Here is a 3,974-nt window from a genome sequence, read left to right on the forward strand (position 1 = left end):
TTTGACGGCAAGAGCCTGCATGACATGCGCAACGTCATCATTGGCGCCATCCTTATCGTCGGTGCGTCAGGTTTCGGTGCCTACTGGGCATCATAAGGGAGGTGACAATGGCTACGCTGAACAAAGCGCTGACGCGGCCTGCCGCCATAGCCGGCATTCCTCTCGTGCCGTTCGTGATGGTCAGCGGGGCCATCGTCCTGCTGGCGGTCTATGTCAGCTATTACCTGATATTACTGCTTATTCCCGCCTGGCTGGAGATGAAGGCAAAGGCCAGAACCGATATTCACTATTTCGGGCTGCTCTGGCTGGCCTTTAAAACCCGTGGCCGGTTTGGCACCAATAAACATTTTGGTGCCAATGCCCTGCTGGCAAACCGCTATGACGCTGTCGACGTCTCGGAGTTTATTGAAAAAATGAAGTTAAATGAGCGCATTACGCTGGATAAATACATTCCGTATTCCTCCCATATTCATCCGCACGTCATCAGAAACCGCCAGGGTGATTTGGTTGCCAGCTGGGAGCTGGAGGGCACCGTTTTTGAATGTGAGGACGAACATCATCTGACGTTAATGGCGACGCATCTCAATAACGTTATTCGTGGGTACGAAGGTCTGCCGGTTACCTTCTATCTTCACCGTATCCGGGAAAAGTACCACGATGTCTTTGACGCGAATTCAGGCATTCCCTTTTCTGATGAAGTGACCCGGCTGTATTACCAGCCGATCAGCGAAAAACCGTTCTGGCGGCACCGGCTGTTTTTCACCCTCTGCTACGCGCCCTTCTCTCCGCTGGAGAAAAAGGCCATGAAGGCGCAGCCGTCCGGTAAACGCAAAGCGGCGCTGGATGATGCTCTGAAAGTGATGCTGGAATACCGGGAGGCACTGGCATCGGCGCTGTCCCGCTATACGGCGACGCCGCTGGGGATGTATGAAGACAACGGGCGGGTGTATTCCGCCCAGTTGTCCTTTTATCACCGTCTGCTCACCGGCCAGTGGCAAAAGGTGGCGGTCACGCCTGCGCCGTTTTATGAAACATTAAGCACGCCGGATGTCTTTTTTACCACCGACACCGCCGAGTGCCAGACCGTCGGCGGCTCCCGTTTTTTCCGCAGTCTGGAAATCAAAGATTATTCGCCGGAGACCGCGACCGGCCTGCTGGACGCGCTGCTGTATGCCGAAAGCGAGTATGTGCTGACGCAGTCCTTCACCTGCATGGCCCGCGATGAGGCGCAGAAGCATATTCGCCTGGCGGAAAAGCGCCTGAATTCGGCGGACGACGACGCCATCTCGCAGCGCGAAGAGCTGATTGTATTGCGCGACCTGCTCCAGTCCGGGCATGTCTCCTGCGGGAAATACCACTTCTCCCTGCTGGTATCTTCAGACAGCCCAGAGCAGGTGGTGAAGGACACCAACGCGCTGGCGCAGCCCTTCGCCGACCTCGGCATCATGACAACGCTGTCCACGCTGTCGCTGCCCGCCGCGTACCTGGCGCAACTGCCGGGGGTGTATACGCTGCGCCCCCGTCTGGTGGCCGTCAGCAGCCAGAACTTTGCCGACCTGGCGAGCCTGCACAATTTTCATCCTCATAAACGAAACGACAATCCCTGGGGCGATGCCATCGCCATCCTCAAATCCCCTGGCGGTGGCGGGTATTACCTGAACCTGCACGACAGCCAGAGCGGACGGGATGACTTCAACGAAAAAACGCCGGGTAATACGGCGATTATCGGTAAAACTGGCTCCGGGAAAACGATGCTGATGACCGTCATGCAGCAACTTATGCAGAAGTACCGCAATCCGGCGACGTTCTCCGCCTCAGCCACAATCCAGCGGTTCACCACGGTGTATTTCGACAAGGACCGGGCGGCGGAGATGGCAATACGCCAGATGGGCGGACGCTACTTCCGTATCCGTACCGGCACGCCCACCGGGTTTAACCCGTTTTCGCTTGCCCCAACCCGGCGGAATATCAGCTTTATCAAACGACTGGTGCGCATGCTGTGCGGCCGCAACGGCAAGCCGCTCGATCCGCGCGATGAGGAGCGGATCAGTGCCGCCGTAGATACCATTATGCTCGACTACCCGCCGGAATACCGCAAGTTCGGTATCACCCGACTGCTGGAAGTCCTGCCGGAGCCGCCAACCACCGATGCCCGCCTCAACGGGTTACGTATTCGCCTTAAACAGTGGGCGCAGGGCGGCGAGTTCGGCTGGGTATTCGACAATGAGGAGGACACCTTCAACATCAGCGACGTCGAAAATTTTGGTATCGACGGTACGGAATTTCTCGATGATGACGATATTCGCGGCCCCATCACGTTTTATCTGCTTTATCGCGTCACCGGTCTGCTGGATGGTCGCCGGCTGGTGATGTTCATGGACGAGTTCTGGAAATGGCTGGCCGATGTCGAATTCTCCCGCTTCTCGCTCAATATGCTGAAAGTGATCCGCAAGCTGAACGGCATCTTCGTCCCCGCCACCCAGTCACCTGACGAAATCGTCAAACACCCGATTGCTCCGGCGATTATCGAGCAGTGCAGCACGCAAATTTTTCTCGCCAACCCGAAGGCCAGCCGGGCGGATTACGTGGAAAAGATGAAAGTGCCGGAAAACGTGTACGACACCGTCAGAAACCTCGATCCGGGTGAGCACTACATGTTGGTTCTGAAAACGCCGTTACGCGCAGGTGAAACCCGGCCTTTTGTGGCGATGGCGAAAATGGATTTAACGGGTCTCGGGAAACTTACCAAAATGCTGAGCGGGAGCGAAGACAACCTGAAACTGTTCGACACCCTGTATCAGGAAGGTATGCAGCCTGATGACTGGAAAGCCGCCTTCCTTGAACAAGCCCTGTAATATTCACGACGGAGGTAATGAAAATGCGATTCAGAGATATCATACTGGCATTATCGTTGTTGATTTCCACCCAGGCGATGAGCGCCGGAATACCGGTATTCGACGCCGTACAGAATACCGAATCCATGAATCAGTGGATCCAGAAACTCCAGCAGTGGCAGGAAACCGTTACCCACTATAGAAGTGAACTTGATGCCTACAAGCAGCAATTAGCCACGGCAACGGGCGTGCGGGACGTTCAGGCATTTCTCCGCGAGGCCAAAAGTCTGAAAACCGATATCGATAATCTTCGTCAAAACGGTATTTCACTGGATGACCTGCTGAGCAACCAAAGCGGGTCATATTCGTCTGAACTTAATAGCTTGTATAACAAATATAAAACGTTCGATACCTGTAACCCGTCCAGCGCTTCACAACGCTATCTGGACAGTTGCAAACAGATGATCCTGAATCAGGCTGTAGCAATAGAAAATACGTCCGAGGTTGAAAACAAGATCACGGGCACGCTCGACGATATATCAGATTTATCGGACCGTATTGCTAATGCGCAGGATTCGAAAGAGTCGCAGGACCTGGCTAACGCCATCGCGGCCAAAAGCGTACAATTAAATGCGCTGACTAGCCAATGGGAAATGTCAGTCAAACAGGCTGAACAGCGAACAACGCTGCTGGAACAGCAAAAACAGAAAGCCTTTGAGCAACAGCAATTAACTGCGCCCGTTGCCGATCTGAACTCTCTATAGGGAGGTTAACATGTTAAAACCCGTATTAACCTTATGCGTCATGTCAGGCATTCTCGTCTTATCCGGTTGTAAAGAGACGAAATCAGAAGCCTGGTATAAAGAACATCCCGATGAAACCTATAAGGTCTATACGCAATGCCTCAAGGATGGCGAGGCAAGCGACAACTGCGAGTTTGCGCACCGGGCAGCACTCATGTTTGCCCAGACAGGCAAACCCGGCATCAGGGAAAAATTCGAGACGCTGTTTCAGCAGGAAGCCCAAAAAAGAAAATCCGTCACTCAGTAAGATCCCCCACCAACAAAAACAGGGGTCCTTCCCTGTTTTTATCCCCTGTCTGTTCCTGACTAATGAGAGGCACCATGTCCGGTGGTATTT

3 protein-coding genes and 1 pseudogene are annotated in these 3,974 nt (G+C 53.9%); all 4 read left to right on the forward strand.

Annotation, left to right across the window (positions count from 1 at the left end):
* A pseudogene (locus tag H0248_RS21360) lies at nucleotides 1–96 on the forward strand (DUF3352 domain-containing protein); the annotation flags it as partial.
* Nucleotides 97–107: 11 nt separating this feature from the next.
* Nucleotides 108–2,855: a VirB4 family type IV secretion/conjugal transfer ATPase gene (locus H0248_RS21365; protein WP_180787408.1), complete on the forward strand. Its 2,748-nt coding sequence runs from the start codon at nucleotides 108–110 to the stop codon at nucleotides 2,853–2,855.
* A gap of 23 nt (nucleotides 2,856–2,878) precedes the next feature.
* Nucleotides 2,879–3,598: a type IV secretion system protein gene (locus H0248_RS21370; RefSeq protein WP_180787409.1), complete on the forward strand. Its 720-nt coding sequence runs from the start codon at nucleotides 2,879–2,881 to the stop codon at nucleotides 3,596–3,598.
* A gap of 10 nt (nucleotides 3,599–3,608) precedes the next feature.
* Complete coding sequence (locus H0248_RS21375) at nucleotides 3,609–3,884, forward strand: EexN family lipoprotein (protein WP_064360497.1); 276 nt, start codon at nucleotides 3,609–3,611, stop codon at nucleotides 3,882–3,884.
* Nucleotides 3,885–3,974 lie beyond the last annotated feature (90 nt).

Origin of the sequence: Pectobacterium brasiliense (assembly GCF_013449685.1) — a bacterium.
GTDB lineage: Bacteria > Pseudomonadota > Gammaproteobacteria > Enterobacterales > Enterobacteriaceae > Pectobacterium > Pectobacterium brasiliense_A.